This is a genomic window from Streptomyces sp. NPDC059866 (assembly GCF_042731325.1).
In the GTDB taxonomy this organism is placed as follows: domain Bacteria; phylum Actinomycetota; class Actinomycetes; order Streptomycetales; family Streptomycetaceae; genus Streptomyces; species Streptomyces flavusporus.
Window position 1 is genome coordinate 198734 of sequence record NZ_JBHWJT010000014.1, and the last position, 23752, is coordinate 222485.

The window sequence follows — 23752 nt, forward strand, 5'->3', positions numbered from 1 at the left end:
TAACGAACTAATTGGTTCATGGTCAACCTGCTTTTGTTCGCCGGAAGGACGGCGGGGGATACTCACGGTGAGCACGGGATGAGCGGAGGCGCGGGTGCCGCGGCACGACACGACAGGGGCGGACGCCGGTCCGATGTGGCTGCGTAGCAGCATCGCCCCCAAACTACGACTGGTCGCGAAGGAGTCGCGCGCGTTCTTCGAGGCGGAGCTCGGCAGATCCGGCGTCACCTTCGCCACCTGGACCGTGCTGGCCACCTTGAAGCTCGAGGGGCCGATGATCCAGCGCAGACTCGCCGAGTACCTGAGCATCGAGGGACCGACGCTCACACGCCATCTGGAGACGATGGAGCGCCGGGGAATCGTGCTGCGGACGCGGAGCGGTGCCGACCGCAGGGCGGTCACGGTCGAGCTCACCCCGGAGGGCGACGCGATGTACTCGAAGATCGAGTCCATCGCCCTGCGCAGCCATGAGCGGATGCTGGAGGGAATCAGCGACAGCGAGATCGCGCAGCTGAGCCGGCTGCTGGAGAAGATCCTCGCCAACGTCACGACGGAATGAGCCGTAGGGGCCGGGTGGGCCGGTGCTGCTGTCATGCGTTCGCCTCACTCCGCCGGGTCCGCTCACCGCTGTCCCCACCCATCTCAGGGGAGTCGGATGAAGCGGCCGTCAAGCAGACGAAAAAGGGCCGGCTGCCTCCCTCGACGGGGAGGCAGCCGGCCGCTCGGCGGGGCCCTACTCGGTGACGAAGTCACCCATCATGGCCATGTCCTCGTGCTCCAGGTTGTGGCAGTGGAGCATGAAGGGGCCCGCGTAGTCCGTGAAGCGGACGACCACTTCGACGGCCTCGGCCGGACGCAGGTCCACGGTGTCCTTCCAGCCGTGGTCGAACGCTCCGGGATCCCGGTTGTTGCGCGAGACCACCTGGAAGTGGTCCAGGTGGAGATGGATCGGGTGGTGGAAGTTCGTGGTGAACCGCCACACCTCGGTCTGTCCCAGCTTGGGCCGGGCCAGCGCCCGGCCGGGCTGGTACTCCAGGTCGTTGATGGTCCAGCCCGCGGCCGAGCCGCGGAAGTGGAAGTCCCGGGTGACCGAGGCCCGGCCCGGATCCAGCGGGACCACCTCGCTCAGCTTCTCGGGCACCGTCGTGTCGTCCGCGGGCGATCCCGACCCCACGTCGAAGCGCATGACCTCGGCGGTCGTGCCGTCTCCGAAGCGGTTCAGCAGGCGCACCTTGGTGCCCGGCCGGTACCGGGAGAAGTCGACGACGACGTCGAAGCGCTCGGCGGGGGCGATCTCCAGGGAGTCGTGACGGCGAGGGGCGGCCAGCAGCCCGCCGTCGCTGCCGATCTGGACGAAGGCGTCGCCGCCCTCCGGCTGCGGGTCCAACTCCAGTTTGTACAGACGGGCGTTGGACGCGTTGAGGAACCGCAGTCGATAGCGGAGCCGCTCCACCTCGTGCACCGGCCAGGGCGCACCGTTGACCAGCACCACGTCACCCAGCACGCCGTTCATATAGGCATCGGTGACGCCCGGAGCGTGGAACTGAGGGTCCACCAGGGGGTAACGGAACGATCCGTCCTCCGCAAAGGACCGGTCCGTGATCATCAGTGGAATGTCACGCTCGCCGCCCGGCAGCGGCAGCCGCTCCTCCTCGTCGTCGTGGACGAGATGGAACCCGGCCAGGCCCATCCACACGCTCGCCCCGGTGTACCCCATGCGGTGATCGTGGTACCAGAGCGTCGCGGCGCGCTGCTCGAGCGGATAGGTGTAGCTCCGCACGCCCTCGGCCAGGTCCATCGCCCCGTGGTCCATGGACATGCCGTGCTTGCCGCCGGCCATGTCCTGGGCCGCACGATGGGCGTCGTAGGAGCCGTTCGCGGGGAGGATCAGCGAGGTCGGATAGCCGTCACTCGCCGCCGGGGTGTGTCCGCCGTGCAGGTGCACGACGACCGGCTGGTCCAGCTCGTTGCGGTGCCGGACCACGGTGCGCCGCCCGGAGCGGGAGACGATGGTCGGCCCCGGGAACGTACCGCCGTACGTCCAGGCCTTCGTCCGCAGACCCGGCAGGATCTCCAACTCGGCCACGCGCTGGGTGATGTCGTACGAGTCCGTGGTGCCGCTGGTGGAGGCGGGCTCCAGCACCGGCGGGACGGGCAGGGGGACCTGGTAGGGCTCGGGCAGTTTCGCCGTGCTGCTCAGCAGTTCGCCGGGCTTGCCCTCGCTGAAGTAGGAGCGCAGCAGCGGCCATCCCGCCAGCGTCACGGCTCCCATGCCGAGAACGGCGCCGCCCGTGCCCAGGAAGGTGCGGCGCCTCACGAGACCAGCTCCGACTCACGCTTCGGCGTGCCGGAGGAGTGTGCGGGTGGCAGTGGTGTGGTCATCACGCGCTGGGAGAGGACGGCGACGGCGGCGACGATGATCACGCCGAGCAGCACATGCGCGGCCACGCTGCGGTTCAGGCCGAGCGCCATCTGGCCGATGAGCGCGAGCAGCAGCACGACCGAAGTGCCGAGGACCGACGAGGGTCCGCCCGCCCGGCGCACCAGGAAGGCGGCCACGGCCATCAGCAGGGCCACCACCACGATTCCGCGGCCCAGCACGCCGTGCATCTGCAGCATGTCGAAATGCCCGCCGAGGAAGCCGCCGGCCAGGGCGACTTGGGCGATGAGAAGCACGGACTGGAGCAATGCGGCTATGCGTAGGCAGAGGAGGGAACGACGTAAAGACATACGAATACCCCGTGTTGTGGGTTACGGCACTTGTGACATGCGGAAGTGCACACAGTCGTAGGACTCGGGTAATCAAACCGTCTGGCTGCCCAGAGGCGCAAGCCCGTCCTGTCGAGTGTGCGGTGAAGAGGAGATTAAGCGCGCTGTCAGTTCTGGTTTAAGCCGGCGATTCCCTTGTTTCCCCCACTTGTTGTGCTGCCTACGCTCGTGCCCGGCACTGCATCCGATGAAAGAGGCGGCTGCCGCCTCATGTGCTGGAGGGCGTTGCGATGCTGACGCACACAGAAACACCCTGGATACGGCGGCTGGTCGCGGCCCCGGACAGCTCGGTCCGCGTGGTGTGCTTTCCGCACGCGGGCGGGTCCGCCAGTTACTTCCGCCCCCTGGCGATCGAGCTCGCCCCGCATGCCGAGACCCTCGCGGTTCAGTATCCGGGACGTCAAGAGCGGCGCGCGGAACCGCCGTTGGAAAGCATCGCGGAGCTCGCCGATGCGGCGTTCGAGGCGCTGCGACCTGCGGTGGAGGGGCCCTTCGTGTTCTTCGGGCACAGTCTCGGTGCCCTCGTCGCCTTTGAGGTGGCCCTGCGTCTCCAGCAGGTTTCCGCTCCTGGTCCCAGGCGTTTGTTTGCATCAGCGGTTTCCGCGCCGTCGGTTTTCAGACAGTCGACGGCGCATTTCGGTGATGACGATGCACTCGTCGCCGAATTGTGCAGACTCGGCGGCACCGATCCCGCCCGCCTGTCCGCGGCGCAGATCCGCGCGATGTCACTGCCCGCCGTGCGGGCCGACTACCGGGCGGTGGAGAAGTACCGGCCGGCTCCGGACGCGCGGGTGACCTGCCCGATAACCGCGCTGGTCGGCACGCACGATCCGATCGTCTCGCTCCGGGACTCCGCGGCATGGCGGGCCCACACCACGGCCAAGGGCGAGCTGCGCGTCTTCGAGGGCGGTCACTTCTATCTCGACCACACGGTGCGGGACGTGGCCGCGACCGTCCTGAACGCGTGGTGAAAACCATGTGAAACCGGCTGGTCGCCCGGCGATTCACGGCAGGCCGTCACCGTGCTTTCGCGGTGCTTTATCGGCCGTCCGTACCGTCGAAGCGTCATCGGTCCCGTGATCTTGCGCGGACGGTGACGTCCGGCAGATCCCGCCCGTCCGGCGGGTGAATTCACGACTCATCACTGGGAGCCGATCGATGACTACCGGAACGGGCCAGGTCAAGCCGGCCGACGTATGGCGTGCGGCTGACGACGCGAAGAAGTTCCTCGACCAGGCCGCGATCGTGCTGGCGTCCGTCAAGACGGAACTCGACGACATGCTGCGCGTGACCACCGGCAGCCATGTCCTGGACGTCGGCTGCGGCACCGGCGCCGATGTGCGGGCGATCGCGCAGCGGGTCGGCCCCGGCGGCAGGGTCGTGGGGATCGACTCCAGCGAGCAGCTGATCGCGCAGGCGACGCCGGCCGGCCCCGGGGCCGCCGAGGTGGAGTTCCTGCACGGCGAGGCGGGTTCGCTGCCGTTCGCCGCCGGCACCTTCGACGCCGCTCGCGCGGAGCGCGTCATCGAGCACGTGCCCGACCCCGCGGCGGCCGTCGCCGAGATGCTCCGGGTGGTCAAGCCCGGAGGGCAGGTGCTGATCACCGACCCCGACCACGGGCTGTGGGCACCGGACCTGACGGACCGTGACCTGACCCGGCGGATCATGACCTGGTGGGGCGAGCATGTCCCCAACGCCTGGGTGGCGCGCCAGCTGCGCAGGCTGCTCATCGAGGCGGGCGCCGTCGACGTCACCGTCAAGCTCATGCCCGTGGCGCTGACCAGCCTGGCCGCCGCCGATGCCCTGACCTGGGTGGGCAAGGCCGCCGCGGCCGCCGCCGCGCAGGGCATCGCCGAGGAGACCCGGGCCCTGGGCTGGGGCGAGGAGATCCAGCGCCGTGACGCCCAGGGCACCTTCCTCATGCTCGGCACCTTCGTCGTCGTCTCCGGGACCAAGAAGTGACCGGCGCCACCGCGGCGCCGGAGCACGCGCGGCTCGCCGAGTTCTGGTTCGCCAAGGGCTGGGCCGAGGGCGATGTGAGCGTCGCCGGGGAGGTCTTCGCGGACGACTTCGTACTGAACGGCAGGAAGGTCGGCCCGGACGGGCCCCGCCGGAGCGTGCGTGCGGTGCACAGCGCGTTCTCCGACATCGGCGTCACCTTGGATCTGGTCCTGACGGACGGCAGCCATGTCGTGACGCACTACACCACGACCGCCCGGCACACCGGTGTGTACCGGGGGGTTCCCGCCTCGGGACGGTGGATCAGGGTCTCCGGGATCGTCATCTGGGAGATCCGCGACGGCAAGGTCGTGCGGGACTGGAATGTCTTCGACACCGGCGAAGTCGTTGCACAGATCACCGCCCCGGCCGCTGACGGCACGTGAGGAAGAGGAGACCGACATGACGCGATCCGGCGCGGTCGAGTACGACTACGACGTCATCATCCTGGGCGCGGGCAGCGCCGGCACGGTCCTCGGCGCCATTCTGGCGCGCCAGGACGTCCGGGTGCTGCTCATCGACGCCGCGGTGCATCCGAAGTTCGCCGTGGGGGAGTCCACGACCCTGTACACCCTGAAGGGGTACCGGCAGCTCGCCGAGCGCTACGGCATTCCGGAGCTGGAGTACCTGACGTCGTACGAAGGGGGCCTGCACAACATCGGCCCGACGTCCGGGGTCAAGAAGCACTTCGGCTTCATGCTGCACAAGGAGGGTGAGGAGCCCGACCCCCTGGAGGTCAACCAGTTCAGCCCGCCCTCCAAGGCGCTGCAGACCGGGCACCTGTTCCGGCAGGACACCGACGCCTTCCTCTTCCACACCGCGATCAAGTACGGCTGTGCCGTACGACAGGGCTTCCGGGTCGCCGACCTGGAGCTGGGCGAGGACCAGGTCGCCGTGGCCGACGCGGCGGGGGAGCGCTTCACCGCCCGCTACCTCGTGGACGGCAGCGGCTTCCGCTCGCCGGTGGCCGACAAGCTCGGGCTGCGGGAGGGACCGGACGCCCTCAAGCACCACTCGCGTTCCCTGTTCACGCACATGATCGGGGTGAAGCCGACCGACGACGTCCTGCGGATGGAGCCGGAGGACCTGCCGCCGATCCCCTGGGTGCAGGGCACCATGCACCACATGTTCGAGCGGGGCTGGATCTGGTCCATCCCGTTCAACAACGAGCCCAGGTCGAAGAACCCGCTGGTGAGCGTCGGCCTGACCTACGACGAGCGGCTTTATCCGAAGGAGGAGGGGGTGACCCCCGAGGACGAGTTCCGCACCTTCGTCAAGCGGTTCCCCGCGGTCGAGCGGATCTTCGCCGACGCGGTGACGGTCCGCCCCTGGGTCTCGACCGGCCGGCTGCAGTACACCTCGAAGGAAACCGTCGGCCACCGCTGGTGCCTCATGTCGCACGCCGCGGGCTTCCTCGACCCGCTCTACTCGCGCGGCCTGACCAACACCACGGAGATCATCAACTCCTTCGCCTGGCGTCTGCTGGACGCCCTGCGCGAGGACGACTTCGACGTGGAGCGGTTCCGCTACGTCGACACCCTGCAGAAGGGTCTCATCCGCTACAACGACCAGCTGGTCAACGCCTCGTTCATCGCGTTCTCCGACTACGAGCTGTGGAACGCGGTCTACCGCGTGTGGGCGGCCGCCGAGGTGCCGATCAACCTCCGCTTCGACCGGTTCATCGAGCGCTACCGCAAGACGCGGGACGACCGGGTCTTCCGGGAGATGGAGGACGTGCCCTATCCGGGCCTGCTGCTTCCCGACCAGCCCCAGTACAAGGCGGTCTTCGATCAGATGGTCACCCTGTGCGACGCCGTCGACCGGGGTGAACTCCCCGCCGCCGTCGCCGGCCGACGGCTCATGGCGGCCATCGAGAACTCGCCCGGCATCCTGCGCGGCATCGGCATCGAGGACAAGAACCGCCGGTTCATGTTCCCGGGCATTCCGGAGCTGAAGGCCATGTCCGCATGGCTGCTCGACGAGGCTCCCGAGGAGATGCGCTATCTCGCCCCCATGGAGTCGACGGCCGGCGCGAGCGGCGGGTCCGCCCCGCGCGAAGTGATCATCCCGGAATAGGCGGGGGAGCGGGCGCGTCATGCCGGACAGAGAGCGCGAAGCGGACGGGGAGAGCCCGTCCGGCGGTCCCGGCGAGGACAAAGGGGAGAGCCAGGGGTACTTCGCAGCCCTGTCCCGAGGAGTCGTCGTCTGCGGGACGTGGTTCCTGACCACCGTGTACGAGGGGCTCAAGGCCGCGGGTCTGATGTGGGTGCACCCGCCGCCGCCCGAAATCCCCGCCGCGCAGCCGGAGTCGTCGGCACCCCTGCTCGACGCCCCGCCCGACGGGCATCCGGAGCGGCTGAGCAGCCATGTGCCGCTGTCCCCCGACGAGATCGACATCTGGGCGCGTTTCTACACCGACCCCTGATCAGCGCCCCGGCGGCCCGTGCCGCCGGGGCCACCACCCTTCCCTCGCACCCCCTCACACCTCGCAACGGAGCACACGATGGCCAAGCGGCTGTTCACCTCGGAGTCGGTGACCGAAGGTCACCCGGACAAGATCGCCGACCAGATCAGTGACGGGATCCTCGACGCGCTGCTCAGCCGGGACCCGACCGCGCGTGTCGCGGTGGAGACGCTGATCACCACGGGCCAGGTCCATGTCGCCGGTGAGGTCACCACCTCGGCGTACGCGGACATCGCCGCGCTGGTGCGGCAGACCGTGCTGGAGATCGGCTACGACTCGTCGGCCAAGGGGTTCGACGGTGCGTCCTGCGGGGTCTCGGTGTCGATCGGAGGCCAGTCGCCGGACATCGCGCAGGGGGTGGACACGGCCTACGAGACACGCGTGCAGGACTCCGGCGCGGGCGACGACGAGGCACTCGACCGGCAGGGCGCCGGCGACCAGGGCCTGATGTTCGGCTACGCCAGCGACGAGACGCCGAGCCTGATGCCCGTGCCGATCGAGCTGGCGCACCGGCTGTCCCGCAGGCTGACCCAGGTGCGCAAGGACGGCACCGTCCCCTATCTCAGGCCCGACGGCAAGACGCAGGTCACCATCGAGTACGACGGCGACCGTGCCGTACGTCTGGACACCGTCGTCGTCTCCACGCAGCACGCCGCGGACATCGACCTGGACACGCTGCTGACGCCCGATGTCCGTCAGCATGTCGTCGAGCCGGTGATGTCCCAACTGGCCGATCAGGGAATCAAGTTGGAGACCGACTCCTACCGTCTCCTGGTCAACCCGACCGGACGGTTCGAGATCGGCGGCCCGATGGGCGACGCCGGCCTGACCGGCCGGAAGATCATCATCGACACGTACGGCGGCATGGCCCGCCACGGCGGCGGTGCCTTCTCGGGCAAGGACCCGTCGAAGGTGGACCGCAGCGCGGCGTACGCGATGCGCTGGGTCGCCAAGAACGTGGTCGCCGCCGGACTCGCGCGACGCTGCGAGGTGCAGGTCGCGTACGCCATCGGCAAGGCCAGGCCCGTCGGTCTGTTCGTCGAGACCTTCGGTACCGAGACGGTCCCGGGGGAGCGCATCCAGCAGGCGGTCACGGAGGTCTTCGACCTGCGCCCGGCCGCCATCGTCCGGGACCTCGACCTGCTGCGTCCGATCTACGCGCAGACGGCCGCCTACGGCCACTTCGGCCGTGAGCTGCCCGACTTCACCTGGGAGCGGACCGACCGCGCCGCCGCCCTGCGCGAGGCGGCGACGAGGTAGCGAGGCCGGTCCGTTCGGAGTCGCACGATCTTCAGGAGGAGTGATGAACGAGGAGCAGGAGGAACAACTGCCGGATCGTGAAGAGGTGTTGGTGCCCGTGCTCGGGCTCGCCGGCGTGGAGGAGGAGCCGATCGAGCCCCATATCGTCCGCGGTATCGACTGAGTCGAACCGGCCACATCTCGCACTCACCATGCCCAGCGCAGTCCCGCGGCCCGGCCGCGCGACTGCGCTGGGCGCGTTGGCGGGATGTGTGGTTTGCCCGGGATTGATGGGGGCTTTGCCGCCTGCTGGGACCGTCGACGGGTCGACCCGAGACTTCAGTGAGGCGAAAATGACCAAGCCCGGCAACGAAGAACTGCAGCCACCGCCACTGCGGAACGTCCGTTCCCTCACCGGTCTGCGGTTTCTGATGTCGATGACCGTGTTCATCTCCCATCTGGCGGTGCTGATGCCCGTCCCGCACGTCAACGACGTGCTCGGGCTCGCAGGTTCCGGTGGCACCTTCTTCCTGGTGCTGTCCGGGTTCGCGCTGACCTGGAGCTTCCGGGGCAACGACCGGCTGGGGTGGTTCCTCGGCCGCCGCATGGCGCGGATCTGGCCCACGCTGGTGATCGCGCTCGCGCTGCCCCTCGGTTTCGCGCTCGCCGACCCCGCCACCGACGCCGCGCACATGATCGGCGCCGCCGTGGCCGCGCTGTTCTTCGTGCAGGCGTGGATACCGCCGGTCGTGCTCGAGTCGACCAACCCCGTGACGTGGATGCTGTCGTGCGTCGTGTTCTTCTACGCGATCTTCTTGTGGGTGGGCCGGTTCGCGCTGCGGCGCACCCCCCGGCAGCTGCTGTGGCTGGCCGGTCTGACGCTGGCCTACGGCTGGGTGATCAGGATCGCCCTGTGGGCCGCCTACCCGCCCGGCGAGCCGCTCGCCCTGGAGGACGCGAGCGGTCTGACCTTCGGCATCTACTCCCCGCTGGGCCGCATCCACGAGTTCCTGTGCGGTGTCTGGATGGCGGCGGCGATGCGGCGGGGCCTGAAGTTCCGCTTCTCGGTCGGCCAGGTGTACGCGGCCATGGCGGTGGTGCTCGGCGTGATGCTGGCGATGAGCGGCACCTCGGTACGCAGCGAGGTGCCGCACGACCCGCTGGACCTCGTCATGGCGCCGATGTACGCCCTTCTGCTGGCCGCCTACACACAGCGCGAAGCGGACGGCCACGGCTCGCTGTTCAGCAGGCCCGCCCTGGTGGCGCTCGGCAAGACGTCCATGGGCGTCTACCTGTTCCACTTCACGGTGCTCTTCACGGTCGCGGCGATGGTCTACCCCGACAAGGAGATGGTGGACTTCTTCCTCGACCCCGTCACACCGGTCAACGCCCACTGGCTGTGGGGCGCCGTCAGCCTCGCGGTCTCGCTCCTGGTGGGCTGGCTCGTGCACCGCTTCTACGAGGATCCGATCGAGCGCAGGCTACGGGCCTGGCTCGGGACCCGTGCCGAGAAGCGCAGGTCCGCCGAGGTACCCGCGGAGAAGGGCGAGCTGGTGAGCTGAGCCGTCGACGCAGAACGCCTCCGGCCGCTGCCCGCCGAACGCGCGGGCAGCGGCCGGAGGCGTTCTGCGCGGCCGGCGCGTGGAGCGGTGTCGTCAGTCCGCGCCCGGGGTGATCAGGCCGGACTCGTAGGCCACGATCACCAGTTGGGCCCGGTCACGCGCGCCGAGCTTGCCCATGATGCGACTGACCTGGGTCTTCGTGGTCAGCGGGCTCACGCCCAGGGCATCGGCGATCTCCTTGTTGTTGAGGCCGCGTGCCACCAGGGTCAGCACCTGGCGCTCCCGGGCGGTCAGCATCGTCAGACCGGCGACGGGGGCGGAGCGCGGTGCCGCGTCGGGGGCGCGCAGCACCTGGGCGATGAGACGGGCGGTCGGGCCCGGGGAGAGCAGGGCGTCTCCGGCGGCCACCGTCCGGATGGCCTCCAGCAGTTCGGCGGGCTTGGTGTCCTTGACGAGGAACCCGGAGGCGCCGGCGCGCAGCGCCTCGATGATGTGGTGGTCGGTGTCGAACGTCGTCAGCGTCAGCACCTTCACGCCGGCCAGGTCCTCGTCGGCGGCCAGCAGCCGGGTCGCCTCGATCCCGTCGAGGTCCGGCATGCGGATGTCCATGACGACGAGGTCGGCCCGGGTGGAGCGGGCCAGTTCCACGGCCTCGTGGCCGGTGCCGGCCTGCCCGACGACCTCCATGTCCGGGGCCGAGTCGACCAGCATGGCGAAGGCGGCCCGTACGAGCGTCTGGTCGTCGGCGAGCAGGACACGGATGGGAGCGGTCTCGGTCACTGGGCACCGCCACCGGACGGATCGAGGCGAAAGGATCTGCCGAACGCGGCCGTCACGGACGGGCGTGCGGAGGCCGCCGCCGGGGCCTGAGCCGGGGCCGGCTCGGCGGACGCGGCGAACAGCGGAGAGGTGGTGAAGGGCAGCACGGCCCGCACCTCGAAACCGTCGTCCCGGCGCGGCTCGGCCTCCAGCGTGCCGCCCACGCTGCGGGCCTGTTCCCGCATGCCCACGAGGCCGAAGCCGGGCGGATGCGCCGAGGGCACGGCGGGTGCGGTGCCGCGGTTGGTGACCGACACGTGCAGGGACCCGGCCTGCTCGCGCACGGTGAGGCGGATCGCAGGGTTCGGGCCGCCGTGCCGTACCGCGTTGGTCAGGGCCTCCTGCACGATGCGGTAGGCGGCCGCGCCGACGGCGGCCGGCGGCCGGGTCTCGGCGACGTCCAGGCGCACCGTGGCTCCCGCGGCGCGGGCCGTGGCGACCAGGTCCGACAGGGCGTCGAGGCCGGGCAGCGGGCCACGCGTGTCGTCCGGTCCCGACCTGAGGACCTGCAGGGTGGCGCGGAGTTCGACCCGCGCGGCACGGCACGCCTCGGCGATGTCCTCGAGCGTCTTGGCGACGGCCGCACGGTCCAGGCGATCGGGATCCTGCTCCAGCACGTGCGCGGTGACGGAGGTGCGCACACCGACGAGCGTGATGCTGTGCGCCAGCAGATCGTGCAGGTCACGGGCGATCCGCAGCCGCTCCTCGATGACCCGGCGGCGGACCTCCTCCTCGCGGCTGCGCTCGGCGCGCTCGGCCCGTTCGAGGACGGCGGCGACGTGTTGGCGGTGGTAGCGGATGCAGATGCCGAGGACGAGGAAGGCGATGATCCACCCGGAGACGCGCAGCGCGGCGGTGCCCTCGTTGAGGCCCTGCGCGAACTTCACCGTGAGCATCAGTCCGACCACCCCGGCTCCGGCGAGCGCGGAGCGCAGGACGGGCCCCGTGGAGGCGATGGTGTACAGGGCGGCCATCGAGGCGGCCATCAGCGCCCCGTGGTCGTAGTCGAGGGCGTGGTACGGCACCAGAAAGGCCGTCAGGGCAAGGAACGAGCGGATCGGCGCCGTACGCCGCCACACCATCGGGATGTGCGCCGCGAGCAGCAGCAGCCAGCCGAGGGCGTCGGGTGCACGGCCGCTGGTCCCGCCGACCTGCGTGACGACCACGGCGCTTGCGGCCATCGCCGCCGCGAGCAGACCGTCGTCGACCATGACCCGGCGGTTGCCGGGCACAGCCCTGCCCAACCGCCGTAACGTGTCACTCACATTCACACCGCCATCCTCTGTCGAAGGGGCGCCCCTCTGAAAGAGGGACGCCCCCGGTCGGCGAACCGTCACGCGGTGGGGGACAGTTCCCGCTCGACGGAACGCGCCGCCGGCCGCCGGGACAGCGGACCCGGCCACCAGACCTTCCGGCCGAGCGCGAGGCTCGCCGAGGTCACGAGGTACGTACGCACCAGGAAGGTGTCCAGCAGCACACCGACCATGATCGTGAAACCGAGCTCGACGAGCTGCACCATCGGCATGTTGGTGAGCACCGCGAACGTCGCCGCGAGCACCAGGCCCGCCGAGGCGATCACGGATCCGGTCGTCCGCAGCGCGGTCAGCGCGGCGACCGAGGGTTCGGCCCCGTCCAGGCACTCCTCGCGCATGCGGTGCATCAGGAAGATGCCGTAGTCCACCCCGAGGGCGACGAGGAACACGAAGGACAGCAGCCCCAGTCCGGGGTCGGTGCCCTCGAAGCCGAACAGCGGCTCGAAGACCAGACCCGCGATGCCCAGCGAGGCGCCCCACACCGCGACGACCGCCGCGAGCAGGATCAGCGGTGCGACCAGGCTGCGCAGCAGGACGATCAGGATGAGCAGTACGGCGGCCAGGACGATGGGCACGACGACGACACGGTCGTGGTTGTTGGTCTCCTTCAGGTCGAGCTGCTCGGCGCTGGGGCCGCCCACGTAGGCGCCCTCGCCGTGCAGTTCGCTCCGCAGCTTCTTGATCGTCTCGGACTCGGCGGGGGTCTGCGGAACCGACTCGGTGATCACGGTGATCTCGGTCCAGCCGCCGCCGGACCGCCCGAGCTCCGCGTTCTCGACACCCGACGTGCCACGCACCGTGCCGAGGATCGCGTCCGCCTTGTCGGTCGGCGCGGTGACGACGACGGGTTCCGTGCCGCGCTCGGGGAACGCCTCGGCGAGCGTCTTCATGGCCACCACCGAGTCCGGCGTCTCGGTGAAGGAGTCCTCCTGCTTGAGACTGCCGGGGAGGTTCAGCGTGCCCAGGGTCAGCGCACCCAGCACGACGACACCGCCGAGCAGGACCGTCACCGGTCGACGGCCCGCGGAGCTGCCCATGGAGGCGAACAGCGAACGGCGCTCCTTGGGCTGCGAACCGTAGGCCGGCACCACCGGCCAGAACACCCGGCGGCCCAGCAGCACGAGCAGGGCGGGCAGCAGCGTCATCATCGCGACCAGTGCGCACAGCACGCCGACGGCACCGAGCGGCCCCATGCCACGGCTGCTGCCGAGGTCGGCCGCGAGCAGGCACAGCAGACCGGCGGCGACGGTGCCGGACGAGGCGAGGACGGCGGGGCCGCAGCCGCGCAGCGCGGCCCGCATCGCGTCGTACGGGTGCACGACGCGCCGCAGTTCCTCGCGGTAGCGGGCGACGATGAGCAACGCGTAGTCGGTGCCCGCGCCGAACGCCAGGATCGTCATCACGCTGGAGCTCTGGCTGCTGATGGTGGTTCCGAACAGCTCGTGGAGGCCGTAGGCGACGCCCATCGACATGAAGTCGCCGATACCGGCGACGATGAGCGGCACCAGCCACAGGAACGGGCTGCGGTAGATGAGGACGAGCAGGATCGCGACGATGGCGGCGGTGGTGTAGAGCAGCGGACCGCCCAGGGAGCCGTACACCTCGCGTGCGTCGGTGGAGATGGCGTCGGGGCCGCCGACCTTCACGTCGAGTCCGTCACCGCCACGGGTGATGTCCCGCACACCGGCGACGAACTCGTCACGGGCCTCGTCGTCCTGGCCGGGCGCGGTGGTGCTGACGGGGTACATCACCGTGGTGCCGTCCTGGGACGTCACGGCCTGCGGCCCGGCGCTGAGGTCGAAGTCGCCCTCGACCTGCGCGATCTGGTCGGCCGCGGTGGTGCGGTCCGCTTCGGTGAGGCCGCCGTCGCGGTGGTAGACGACGACGATCGATGTGGCCTCACCGCCCGGCAGACTGTCCTGGATCCTGGCCACCTGCGTGGAGTCCGCGCTGGTCGGCAGATAGTCGACCGCGCGGTTCACCTGTACGTCCGAGAGCTTGCCCGAGAACGGGGCGATCAGGACCAGTAACCCGACCCACAGGCCGAGCACCGCCCAGGGCAGCGCCCGTCGTCGTTTGCCGCTCCCGCTCTGCTGCGCCGCGCTACCCATGGGGCCGGCCTCCTTCTGGATGTCCGCCGTACAGTCAAAAGTTGTGAGCGCATCCAGGCTTCCGCAGCGAAAGGCACGCTGCGTCGCGCAGAAGGGGGAAAGGGGCGGTACTCCCCGGGGCGTTCCGGGGGTGGCAGTACACCCACGGGAGTACGCCGGCGAGAGTACCGGCGAAGAAATGCAACGCACAGAAATGGCAGGGGGATTCGAGTGGCCGAGCCGATGAATACCGATCGATTCGCATTCCCGGCACGGCACCGAATTTCATGGGTATGTCGACGGGCGGCCCGGCGGTAATACGTCGGAATCGTCGGTCAAGGTATCGGCGCCAGGACGCGCCGGGTTCGGCGGGCCGGCCGGCGCAGCAGGCCGACGGCGGCTCCCACGGCCAGTCCGGTTCCGGCGAGGGCGAGCGCCTTGGCGGTACGGCCCGGAGGGGCGGGGCGTGTGCCGTACCCGCCGTCCGGGGCGCCCGGCAGCGCGGAGGCCAACAGCTCCGCCAGGTGGACCGCCTCGTGGCCGCCGCTGTCGAACTCGTGGATCTGCGTACGGCAGCTGAAGCCGTCGGCCAGGACGGCCGTCTCCGCGTCCGTCGCGCGCAGCCCCGGCAGCAGTACGCGTTCCGCGCACGCCCGGCTGACCTCCAGATGACCCCGCTCGAAGCCGAAGTTCCCGGCCAGCCCGCAGCACCCGGACTCCAGCCGCTCCACATCGGCCCCGGCGCGCTGCAGCAGCTCCCGGTCGGCGTCCCAGCCCAGCACCGCGTGCTGGTGACAGTGCACCTGCGCCAGTGCCCGCGAGCCCGGCACCTGAGGCGGCGCGTAGCCGGGGCTGTGCTCGGTGAGCAGCTCGGCCAGGGTCACCGTCTGGCTGCGCAGCCGGCGCACGTCGTGGTCCCCGGGGAGGAGCTCTCCGGCGTCGGCGCGGAAGACGGCCGTGCAGCTGGGTTCCAGGCCGACCACCAGCCCGTCGGCCCGGAGATGCCCGGCGAGGCGCCGCACGGTGCGGGCCAGGATGCGCTCGGCGGTGCCCAGTTGGCCTGTGGAGATCCAGGTCAGCCCGCAGCACAGCGGCTCGTCGGGGACGACGACCTGCCAGCCCGCGTGCTCCAGCAGCCGTACCGCCGCCTGGCCGATGTGCGGGTGGAAGAAGTTGGTGAAGGTGTCCGGCCACAGCACGACGGTGCCGCGGTCCGTGTCGCAGTACGGCTCGTGGCGGGCGAACCACTGCTGGAGCGTCTCGGCCGCGAACAGTGGCACCTCCCGCTTCTCGACGCCCGCGACCGCGACGGCCGCCCGCGACAGTCCGGGTGTGTGGGTGAGCGCGTTGACGACCGGTCCCGTCCGTGCCCGGCCGACCACCTGCGCCAGCGCCGGCAGCCAGCCCATCGACCAGTCCGAGCGCGGCCTGCGCCAGGGCCGCCCCGTGTAGTGGTGGGCGAGGAACTCGGCCTTGTACGTCGCCATGTCGACATTGGCGGGGCAGTCGGTCCTGCAGCCCTTGCAGGCCAGGCACAGATCGAGGGCGTCCCGCACCGCCTCGGACCGCCAGCCGTCGTGGACGGCGCTGTCGCCGTGGCCGTCGAGCATCTCGAACAGCAGCCGGGCCCGCCCGCGCGTGGAGTGTTCCTCCTCCCGGGTGACCTGGTACGAGGGGCACATGACCGTGCCGCCCTCGGTCGTCAGCTGCCGGCACTTGCCGACGCCGACGCACCGGTTGGCCGCCTGGGCGAAGGAGCCGCCGTCGTCGGGGAAGCGGAAGCGGAGGTCCCGGGGGTCGTACGGCGCCCAGTCGCCGCCGAGCCGCAGGTGCCCGTCGAGTCTGTACGGCGCCACGACCTTGCCGGGGTTCATCCGGTTCTGTGGATCGAACACCGCCTTGAGCTGCCCGAAGCCCTCCACCAGGTCGTCGCCGAACATCCGCGGCAACAGCTCACCCCGGCTCTGCCCGTCCCCGTGCTCCCCGGAGAACGAGCCGCCGAACTCCGCGACCAGATCCGCCGCCCGCTCCATGAACCGCCGGTAGGCCGCCATGCCTTCGGCCGTGTACAGGTCGAAGGGGATCCGGGTGTGCACGCAGCCCTGCCCGAAGTGGCCGTACAGACTGGGTCCGGTGTCGCTCTGGTAGCCGAACTCCTCGTAGAGACCATGCAGTCGGCGCAGATAGTCACCGAGCCGCTCGGGCGGCACCGCCGAGTCCTCCCAGCCCTCGAACGTGTCGGGCCGGCCCGGGACGTGTGCGGTGGCGCCGAGGCCGGCCTCGCGGACCTGCCACAGCTCCTCCTCCCGCGCCGGATCGTCCAGGAACGCGACCTCGGGGTCGTGCTCGGACTCGTGCAGCGCGGCCAGCATGCGGTGCGCCCGCTCGTCGGCGTCCTCGACGGTGTCCCCGCCGAACTGCACCATCAGGAAGGCATGTCCTTCCGGGAGTTCGGCGATCGCCCTGGGATTGAGGTGTTTGAGCCGCTCGTCGCGGATCAGATGGGAGTCGACGCCCTCCAGCGCCATCGGCTCGTACGGCAGGATGTCCGGCACCGCGTCGGCGGCCCGGTCGACCCGGTCGAACCCCAGCACCACCAGCGTCCGTTCCTTCACCACCGGTACCAGCTCCAGCTCCGCCCGCAGGACGGTGACCAGCGTCGACTCGCTGCCCACCAGCAGTCCGGCGACGTCGAAGCCGTGCTCGGGCAGGAGTGAGTCGAGGTTGTAACCGGAGACGCGGCGCGGGATGCCGGGGAAGCGGCGGCGGATCTCGTCGGCGTAGGTGTCACGCAGGGCGCGCAGGGCGCGGTACACGGAGGCCCGCGGATCGCCGCGCCGCTCGATCCCGGCGTACTCCTCGTCGCTCGTCTCCCCGCACCAGAACCGGGTGCCGTCGTACAACAGCACCTCCAGCCGGGCGATGTTGTCGACGACCTTGCCGGTCGCCTGGGCGGTGGCGCCGCACGAGTTGTTGCCGATCATGCCGCCGATCGTGCAGTTGGCGTGAGTGGCGGGCTCCGGGCCGAAACGCAGACCGGTGGGCGCGAGGTGCCGGTTGAGCTCGTCCAGCACGATGCCCGGCTGGACGACACAGGTGCGCGTCTCCTCGTTCACGGACTCGAGCCGGTTGCAGTACTTCGACCAGTCGAGCACCACGACGGTGTTCGTGCACTGCCCGGCGAGGCTCGTCCCGCCGCCCCGCGACAGCACCGGCGCGCCGCACTCCCGGGCGACGGCCACCGCCTCCGCGGCCGCCTCGGGCGTGTGGGGGACGACCACGCCGATCGGGGTCTGCCGGAAGTTGGAGGCGTCCGTCGAGTACGCGGCCCGGCTCCCGGCGTCGAACCGCACCTCCCCGTCCACCCGCGCCCGCAGCGCGGCCTGAAGCGCCGCGGCGTCGACGGGCGGTGCGCCCGGCCGCAGGGTGACGGGATCGGGCAGGTCCAGCGCGCCCATGAAGCCTCCTCCGGGATGGCGGCGACCGCGCCCTGAAGCACGGCACGCCGAGTACCCGTCGGCCGCCCGGACAAGCCGGTCACTCGGCGCGCGCCTCGCCGGTGAGCCTCGGCAGCAGGGCGGACAACGCGTCCCGTTCGGCCTGTCCGACGCAGGTGGCGAGGGCCTCGGTGACCGTCTCCGCCAGGGCTCCGGACGCCTCCTCCAGCAGGCGCCGGGCCTGGTCCGTGACGGTGACCTCGATGCCCCGCCGGTCTCCGCAGGCCGACCGGCGGGTGACGAGACCGGCGCGCTGGAGGCAGGCGATCTGGTAGGTGAGCCGGGTCTTGGGACGGCCCAGCAGTTCCGCGATCCGTGTCATGCGCAGGCCGCCCTCGGGCTGCTCGGCGAGCAGGCACAGCACCAGGAACTCGTCGTGGGACACATCGAGCCGTTCCTTCACCACCGACCGCAGCCGCTGCTCCACGGCCCCCATCGTGGCCCGCATCAGCATCCAGGCGCGCAGCTCCGGCGGCAGCAGGCCGCCGCCCTGTGCGGACGGGCATGCGGGCAGGTCAGCGGGGTGCTTGGCGGGGTCGGCCATGGTTTCGAGTGTACCTGTCGTCCAATTTTGGACGAGGAAGTTGTTCAGATTTGGACAGTCGGCTAGCGTGAGGTCATCCAAATTTGGAGTACTCATGCGGAGTACCCGGCCGACAGGAGAACGATCATGAGCGTCGCCGTGGAAACCGGCCTGTGGCAGCTCGACACCACCGCCTCCACCGTCGCCGTGCGGCACAAGACGTTCTGGGGCCTGGTCACCGTCAAGGGCGCCTTCGGGACCGTCAGCGGCCGGGGCGAGGTCCGCCCCGACGGCACCGCCACCGGCACCCTCACCCTGGACGTGGCCTCCCTCGACACCAAGAACGCCAAGCGCGACACGCACCTGCGGTCCGCCGACTTCTTCGACGCCGACAACCACCCGGAGATCGCCTTCGTCGCCCGCGAGGCCCAACTGCGCGACGGTGACAAGGTGCACGTCAAGGGTCAGCTCACCGTGCTCGGCATCAGCAGGCCGCTGACCTTCGACGCCCGCCTCCTCGGGGCCGACGCCGAACAGGTCACGCTGGATGCGGAGTTCACCGTGGACCGAAACGAGTTCGGCATGACCTGGAACCAGCTGCGCATGATGGGCGGCCTGACCACGATCGCGACCACGCTCCGCTTCACCCGCGCCGCCACCTGAGGAAAATAAGCCGCAACTCCGGAGGAAAGGGCCACAGAATCGTCGCAGACCGTGTCGCTGTTCGGCCGAACGGGTGACTTGCCGTAAGAATTGCCTGGTGCAGGCGACGAGTGCGAGTCAGATCGGGGGGAGCCGGTGAACAGCCACGACGTCACCGATGAACAGTGGGAAGGACTCGCCCAGGTCGTTCCGTTGCGCGGCCGCGACGCCTGGCCGTCCGCCGTGGACCACCGGGCGCTGCCGGAGGCGGAGACCGAGACGCGCCGTCGTTTCGTCGTGCTCCGGGTCAATGTGTTCGGGGACGCCCGTGAGGTCGCCGAGACGCTGATGGCGGGCATCCCGGTGCTGCTGGACCTGACCGGCGCCGAGACGGAGGTCGCCAAGCGGGTCCTGGACTTCAGCACGGGCGTCGTCTTCGGCCGGGGCAGCGGAATGCACCGAGTGGACCGCAACGTGTTCCTGCTGACGCCGCCCGGTACCGAGGTGCAGGGCCTGATGGAGGGCGCGGGTGTGTCCGGCCCGTGAGGGCCGGCGCACACCGGGCGGGCACCCCCTGTGGGTGACATCGCCCCCGTACGGTCGCCCGATCGTAGGAAGGTCCCGGAGGCGGAACGGTTCGTCCGATCATGGAGTCCTACGGTCCGGATATGGCCGTGTCATCCATGACGTCCGCGTCCGGCACCTCCACCCCGCCCCGCCCCGGGTCGCCGGACCGGCCGCACGTCACCGAGCTGCGACTCTCCGCCTTCGCCGGACACCGCGGTGCCGTACTCCCGCTCGGCCCGCTCACCCTGCTCGCGGGGCCCAGCGGCTCCGGCAAGACGAGTGCGCTGCGGGCGTACGACGCGCTGGCCCGGCTCGGTGGTGGAGCCGAACTCGGCGAGGCGTTCCCCGCCCCGGCCGCCTGCGTGCCCGAACGCGCCCGGCCCGACGCCCAGCGCCGCCGCGGCTTCCGCATCGGCTGCACGGCCGACGGCCCCGAGGGCCCGGTCCGGCTCGACGTCGCCGTCCAGGCCGAACCCGACCTGCGTGTCGTGGGGGAGCGGCTGTCGGCCGACGGCGTGGTCCTGCTGGAGACCGCCCTGCGCGACCCGGGCCGGCGCGCCGTCCAGGCCGCCTGGCACACGGCCGGCTCGGCGCCGGTGACCCGCGCCCCGCTGCCCGACGACCGGCTCGGCACCGCGCTGCTGCCGCTGCGGGTGGCCGGCAAGACCGACGGACAGCGGCGCGTCCTCGCCGCCGCCGAACAGATGGTCGTCGCCCTGCGCTCCGTCTTTTCCTGCGACCCGCGGCCGGAACGCATGCGCCTCCCCGTGCCGATGGGCTCCGGCCGGCTGCTCGGCGGCTGCGACAACCTGGCCGACGTCCTGTGGCGCACCCGCGCGGAGTGCGCCCGGCGGCATGCGCAGCTCGTCGCCGCGGTGCGCGCGGGATGCGCCGGAACCGTCGCGGAGGTTCTCGCCGAACCGCTCGGCGCCGGCACGGTCCGCGCGGTGCTGGACCGGGGCGACGGCATCCGGACCGCCCTCGAACGGCTCGGGGACGGTGAGCTGCGATACCTCGCCCTGACCCTGGTGCTGCTCACCGGCCCGGGCGTCCTGGAGGTCGACCCGGCCGGCGAGGTGCCGGCGGCCATGCAGACGCTCACCGTCCTCGCCGACGGCTTCGACCGCGCACTCGACCCACGGCAGTGCGGCGAACTGCTGCGGCTGGCGGCTCGGATGTGCGAGCGCGGGCACATCCGCCTGGTCGGCGCGGTGAGCGACGCGTCCTGGGCGCAGGGGACGGACGGAGTCACGGTGGTACACCTTGACGCGTGACCGAAGACCTGGACGTGGCGAAGCTTCAGCGCAGGCTGGCCGAGTTCGCCGCCGCGCGCAACTGGCAGCGCTACCACACGCCCAAGAACCTCGTGGCCGCGCTCAGTGTGGAGGCCTCCGAACTGGTCGAGATCTTCCAGTGGCTGACGCCGGAGGAGTCGGCCCGCGTCATGTCCGACCCCGACACCGCGCACCGCGTCACGGACGAGGTGGCCGACGTCCTTGCGTATCTGCTCCAGCTGTGCGAGGTGCTCGGCATCGACCCGCTGGCCGCGCTCGACGCGAAGATCGACCGCAACGAGCGGCGGTTCCCGGCACCGGACGGCCCCTGACCCCGCTCCGGTTCCGGGGCGGGGGTCTCAGGCTCCCGGCCCGGGTGGGGAGTCGAAGGCTCCACTTTCACTCTCCGCAGTTGAAATCTGAACAGCATCCGAATTGTTGTCCACAGATTTCCGTCTTCCTCTGGCTTTTCGTCTCACGCTCCCTCACTCTGGGTAGTGGACAAGGGAGTTCGGGCGACGTGCTGAGAGCGCGGCGGGACAGACGGGGGCAGCGCATGGATGCGGTGCGGCTCATCCTGACGAGCAGGCGTGCCCTGGCGGCAAGCGGCGATACGGCTCAGGCCATGACGGAGGTGTGGCAGGCGCAGGCCCTGGCCCAGGCGATCGGCAGCCGGCTCGCGGTCTCCGGACCGCCCGAACTGCGCGGTGAGGCACTGGGGTTGACCGAGCTGGCGGGCAGAGGCTGCGGCGTGCTCGACACACCGGAGCTCGACCCGGGTGAGCTGCGCGCGGCCCAGCTCACCGAGCTGGGCGACGCCCGGCAGGCTCTGCTGCACCTCGGCGGCCTGCTCGGCGAGGTCGGCATCGCCCTCGTCGGTATCGCCTGCTCCGCGCCCGACGAGGGCACGTACTGGCAGTGCATGGAGGCCATCGACGCGGCGGACGAGTCACGGGACCGGGTGCTGGAGATGCTGCGCAAGCTGGCGGACCGGGAGCAGGTGGTGCCGGAGCGGGAGGCGGGCTAGCAGGTCGGGACATGGGGGCCTCCTCGGCGGTGGGTCCCATGACGCCGTGCGGAGGGCGAGGGGGCAGGATGGAAATATGGATCTTCGAATCTTCACCGAGCCCCAGCAGGGGGCGAGCTACGACACCCTGCTCACCGTGGCGAAGGCCACTGAGGACCTTGGCTTCGATGCCTTCTTCCGTTCCGTCACTACCTGAAGATGGGCTCCGGGGACGGCCTCCCCGGCCCCACGGACGCCTGGATCACCCTCGCCGGCCTCGCCCGCGAGACGAAGCGCATCCGGCTCGGCACGCTGATGACCGCGGGCACCTTCCGGCTGCCCGGCGTCCTTGCCATCCAGGTCGCCCAGGTCGACCAGATGTCCGGCGGCCGTGTCGAATTCGGCCTGGGTGCCGGCTGGTTCGCCGAGGAGCACGCCGCGTACGGCATCCCCTTCCCGAAGGAGAAGTTCGGCCGTCTCGAGGAGCAGCTGGAGATCGTCACCGGGGTGTGGGCGACGGAGGTCGGCCGGACCTTCGACTTCCAGGGGAAGTACTACGAGCTCAAGGAGTCGCCGGCGCTGCCCAAGCCCGCCCAGCCGAAGATCCCCGTACTCGTCGGCGGCCACGGCGCCACCCGCACCCCGCGGCTGGCTGCGAAGTACGCCGACGAGTTCAACATGCCGTTCGCCTCCGTCGAGGACAGTGAGCGCCAGTTCGCCCGGGTCCGCGCCGCCGCGGAGGAGGCCGGCCGCAAGGGCGACGACCTTGTGTACTCCAACGCCCTGGTGGTCTGCGTCGGCAACAACGACCAGGAGGTGGCCCGCCGCGCCGCCGCGATCGGCCGCGAGGTCGAGGAGCTGAAGACCAACGGCCTGGCGGGCACACCGGCCGAGGTGGTCGACAAGATCGGCCGCTACACCGAGACCGGCGCCCGGCGGATCTACCTCCAGGTCCTCGACCTGCACGACCTGGACCACCTGGAGCTGATCTCCGCCCAGGTCCAGTCGCAGTTGTCGTAACGCTCGTACGACCGATCGACAGACCGACGGATCGGCAACCCGGCGGATCGGGCCGTGCAGTGCGATCCGCCGGAGGCCGGCGGTCATGGCTTGCGTGCAACTCCTACGTACAGCGGGATTTCTTCACCGCCGTGCCGGTCACCGAGCTCGGGATGCCACTGAGCCGCGAGCACGACACCGGGGTCCACCCATTCGAGTCCCGTGAAGAATCCGGAGAATTCACCGCGCGAGCGCACCTGCGCCGACGTGCCGCCCTTGCGGTACACCTCGACGACGCGCTCCCAGGTCTCCGGGTCGTAGTCCCCCGTCGCATGGGAAAGCGTCAAGTAGCTTCCGGGCGCGAGTGGTTCGAGCAACTCACGCACGATCCGGCCGGGCTCGTCCTCGTCCGCCACCAGATGCAGGAGAGCCACGAGGGACAGCGCGATCGGCTCCGCGAAGTCGAGGGTTTCCCGCGCCGCCGCGAGGATCTTTCCCGATTCCCGCACATCGCCCTGGACGTAGGCGGTCTTTCCCTCCGGTGTGCTGTGCAGCAGGGCTTCGGCGTGCCTGAGGACGATCGGATCGTTGTCCGCGTACACCACACGAGCGTCCGGGACGATGCTCTGCACGACCTGGTGGAGGTTCGGCTCGGTCGGTATTCCGGTTCCGATGTCGAGGAACTGGCGGACACCTCGCTCGGCCAGCAGCCGGGAGGCACGGTGCATGAACCAGCGGTTGGTCCGCGCCATGTCCCGGACGGCGGGGAAGAGGGATATGACCTGCTCGGCCGCTGCCGAGTCGACCGGACAGTTGTCCTTCCCGCCGAGGAAGTAGTCGTACATACGGGCAGAGTGGGGCTTGCTGGTGTCGATGCGGTCCGCGCCTGACCCGGCGTCTGTCACGTGAGCCCTCCGCTTCTGTGGGTGCGTGGGCGCCCATGCCGTCTGTCCCCGAACGCCCGGTCGACCGGAGGCTGGCGAAAATTCC

The 23752-nt window shown here is 70.5% G+C and carries 21 protein-coding genes and 1 pseudogene; 14 read left to right on the forward strand and 8 right to left on the reverse strand.

From position 1 onward, the window contains the following. Positions 1-94 precede the first annotated feature (94 nt). Positions 95-559: a MarR family winged helix-turn-helix transcriptional regulator gene (locus tag ACFV7R_RS22875; RefSeq protein WP_385266229.1), complete on the forward strand. Its 465-nt coding sequence runs from the start codon at positions 95-97 to the stop codon at positions 557-559. A 174-nt stretch (positions 560-733) separates the two neighbouring features. Here ACFV7R_RS22875 and ACFV7R_RS22880 read toward each other — a convergent pair whose 3' ends face one another. Both ACFV7R_RS22880 and ACFV7R_RS22885 read right to left on the reverse strand, forming a co-directional pair. Next, positions 734-2317: a multicopper oxidase family protein gene (locus ACFV7R_RS22880; protein ID WP_385266232.1), complete on the reverse strand. Its 1584-nt coding sequence runs from the start codon at positions 2315-2317 to the stop codon at positions 734-736. Beyond that, entirely contained in the window at positions 2314-2676 is a 363-nt protein-coding gene (locus ACFV7R_RS22885; RefSeq protein ID WP_385266234.1) for a hypothetical protein, read from the reverse strand. Before ACFV7R_RS22885 ends, ACFV7R_RS22880 begins: the two co-directional genes overlap by 4 nt. 323 nt (positions 2677-2999) lie before the next feature. On the opposite strand from ACFV7R_RS22885, the gene ACFV7R_RS22890 reads away from it, so the two are divergent. The 7 genes from ACFV7R_RS22890 (at position 3000) to ACFV7R_RS22920 (ending at position 10032) form a co-directional block, all read left to right on the forward strand. After that, on the forward strand, positions 3000-3740 hold the full coding sequence (locus ACFV7R_RS22890) for a thioesterase II family protein (RefSeq protein ID WP_385266237.1): 741 nt from the start codon (positions 3000-3002) through the stop codon (positions 3738-3740). 187 nt (positions 3741-3927) lie between these two features. Then, on the forward strand, positions 3928-4731 hold the full coding sequence (locus ACFV7R_RS22895) for a methyltransferase domain-containing protein (RefSeq protein WP_385266239.1): 804 nt from the start codon (positions 3928-3930) through the stop codon (positions 4729-4731). Continuing rightward, the gene (locus ACFV7R_RS22900; protein WP_385266241.1) at positions 4728-5153 is read left to right on the forward strand and encodes an ester cyclase; all 426 of its coding nucleotides are present in this window, start codon (positions 4728-4730) and stop codon (positions 5151-5153) included. The genes ACFV7R_RS22895 and ACFV7R_RS22900 overlap by 4 nt, the downstream gene beginning before the upstream one ends. A 16-nt stretch (positions 5154-5169) precedes the next feature. Next, positions 5170-6843 carry an NAD(P)/FAD-dependent oxidoreductase gene (locus ACFV7R_RS22905; protein ID WP_385266243.1) on the forward strand — a complete coding sequence of 558 codons (1674 nt, stop codon included), beginning with the start codon at positions 5170-5172 and terminating at the stop codon, positions 6841-6843. A 19-nt stretch (positions 6844-6862) separates the two neighbouring features. Beyond that, the gene (locus ACFV7R_RS22910) at positions 6863-7192 is read left to right on the forward strand and encodes a DUF6059 family protein (RefSeq protein ID WP_385266246.1); all 330 of its coding nucleotides are present in this window, start codon (positions 6863-6865) and stop codon (positions 7190-7192) included. A gap of 78 nt (positions 7193-7270) precedes the next feature. Next, positions 7271-8491 carry a methionine adenosyltransferase gene (gene metK / locus ACFV7R_RS22915; protein WP_385266248.1) on the forward strand — a complete coding sequence of 407 codons (1221 nt, stop codon included), beginning with the start codon at positions 7271-7273 and terminating at the stop codon, positions 8489-8491. 332 nt (positions 8492-8823) lie between these two features. After that, positions 8824-10032, forward strand: a complete 1209-nt coding sequence (locus tag ACFV7R_RS22920; protein ID WP_385266250.1) for an acyltransferase family protein — start codon at positions 8824-8826, stop codon at positions 10030-10032. Positions 10033-10125: 93 nt separating this feature from the next. Here ACFV7R_RS22920 and ACFV7R_RS22925 read toward each other — a convergent pair whose 3' ends face one another. From ACFV7R_RS22925 to ACFV7R_RS22945, 5 genes are all read right to left on the reverse strand, one after another. Further along, entirely contained in the window at positions 10126-10743 is a 618-nt protein-coding gene (locus ACFV7R_RS22925) for a response regulator transcription factor (protein WP_240797811.1), read from the reverse strand. A 65-nt stretch (positions 10744-10808) separates the two neighbouring features. After that, the gene (locus ACFV7R_RS22930; protein ID WP_385266252.1) at positions 10809-12095 is read right to left on the reverse strand and encodes a sensor histidine kinase; all 1287 of its coding nucleotides are present in this window, start codon (positions 12093-12095) and stop codon (positions 10809-10811) included. An 89-nt stretch (positions 12096-12184) separates the two neighbouring features. Then, complete coding sequence (locus tag ACFV7R_RS22935; RefSeq protein WP_385266255.1) at positions 12185-14275, reverse strand: MMPL family transporter; 2091 nt, start codon at positions 14273-14275, stop codon at positions 12185-12187. A 314-nt stretch (positions 14276-14589) separates the two neighbouring features. Beyond that, on the reverse strand, positions 14590-17712 hold the full coding sequence (locus tag ACFV7R_RS22940) for an FAD-binding and (Fe-S)-binding domain-containing protein (RefSeq protein WP_385266257.1): 3123 nt from the start codon (positions 17710-17712) through the stop codon (positions 14590-14592). Positions 17713-17791: 79 nt separating this feature from the next. Next, positions 17792-18295 (reverse strand): MarR family winged helix-turn-helix transcriptional regulator, encoded by a 504-nt coding sequence (locus tag ACFV7R_RS22945; RefSeq protein WP_385266260.1) that lies wholly within the window; start codon positions 18293-18295, stop codon positions 17792-17794. 126 nt (positions 18296-18421) lie between these two features. On the opposite strand from ACFV7R_RS22945, the gene ACFV7R_RS22950 reads away from it, so the two are divergent. The 6 genes and pseudogenes from ACFV7R_RS22950 to ACFV7R_RS22975 all read left to right on the forward strand — a co-directional run bounded on the left by ACFV7R_RS22950 (position 18422) and on the right by ACFV7R_RS22975 (position 22783). Beyond that, the gene (locus ACFV7R_RS22950; protein WP_385266263.1) at positions 18422-18937 is read left to right on the forward strand and encodes a YceI family protein; all 516 of its coding nucleotides are present in this window, start codon (positions 18422-18424) and stop codon (positions 18935-18937) included. A 135-nt stretch (positions 18938-19072) separates the two neighbouring features. After that, positions 19073-19462, forward strand: coding sequence for a cell division protein SepF (locus ACFV7R_RS22955; protein ID WP_206307028.1), 390 nt, complete (start codon positions 19073-19075; stop codon positions 19460-19462). A 122-nt stretch (positions 19463-19584) separates the two neighbouring features. Continuing rightward, positions 19585-20757, forward strand: a complete 1173-nt coding sequence (locus tag ACFV7R_RS22960) for an AAA family ATPase (RefSeq protein WP_385266265.1) — start codon at positions 19585-19587, stop codon at positions 20755-20757. After that, positions 20754-21089, forward strand: coding sequence for a nucleotide pyrophosphohydrolase (locus ACFV7R_RS22965; RefSeq protein WP_385266268.1), 336 nt, complete (start codon positions 20754-20756; stop codon positions 21087-21089). The genes ACFV7R_RS22960 and ACFV7R_RS22965 overlap by 4 nt, the downstream gene beginning before the upstream one ends. Before the next feature lie 224 nt (positions 21090-21313). After that, complete coding sequence (locus tag ACFV7R_RS22970; protein ID WP_385266270.1) at positions 21314-21784, forward strand: DUF6099 family protein; 471 nt, start codon at positions 21314-21316, stop codon at positions 21782-21784. A gap of 76 nt (positions 21785-21860) precedes the next feature. Next, positions 21861-22783, forward strand: a pseudogene (locus tag ACFV7R_RS22975) (LLM class F420-dependent oxidoreductase). 83 nt (positions 22784-22866) lie between these two features. On the opposite strand, the gene ACFV7R_RS22980 reads toward ACFV7R_RS22975, so the two are convergent. Then, positions 22867-23667 (reverse strand): SAM-dependent methyltransferase, encoded by an 801-nt coding sequence (locus ACFV7R_RS22980; RefSeq protein ID WP_385266272.1) that lies wholly within the window; start codon positions 23665-23667, stop codon positions 22867-22869. Positions 23668-23752 lie beyond the last annotated feature (85 nt).